Raw genomic sequence first — 392 nt, 5'->3', positions numbered from 1 at the left:
CATACATCTCCCGATAAGCCTGGAATTCCTTTTCAAGATCAGCCTTCAGGGAAGTTGGATCAGAAAGATCAATATCTGCTGGAATATCAAGAACCAAAGGAGAGATCTTGGTACGCAGGAAGTGATCGGGACAGGAAGTTCCCATAGGAGCCAACTTACCCAGATCATTTGAATTGATGAACTGTAAGACCACGTCTGTATCGGTGAAAGTACCGACCATTTTTTTATAGGAAGAAGCCAATCCGCGGAGTACCGGAGCAAGCAGTGCTGCCTGTGAGGCACGCTGTGCTGCAGGAAGAGATTCTGTTTTCTGTCCCCCGAAGACAGGTCTTTTCTTGCCGTAGTTTTCTTCCAGATAAGCGGAAGCCGTTTCGATTACCTCCAGACTGTTG

Annotated in this window: 1 pseudogene; it reads right to left on the bottom strand. The window is 47.2% G+C overall.

From position 1 onward, the window contains the following. Positions 1-392: pseudogene (locus J0A69_RS22830) on the bottom strand (bifunctional rhamnulose-1-phosphate aldolase/short-chain dehydrogenase); the annotation flags it as partial.

Source organism: Algoriphagus pacificus, assembly GCF_017254845.1.
Lineage (GTDB): Bacteria > Bacteroidota > Bacteroidia > Cytophagales > Cyclobacteriaceae > Algoriphagus > Algoriphagus pacificus.
The sequence above is the reverse complement of the archived record's forward strand: the minus strand, read 5'-3'. Positions and strand labels throughout refer to the sequence as shown.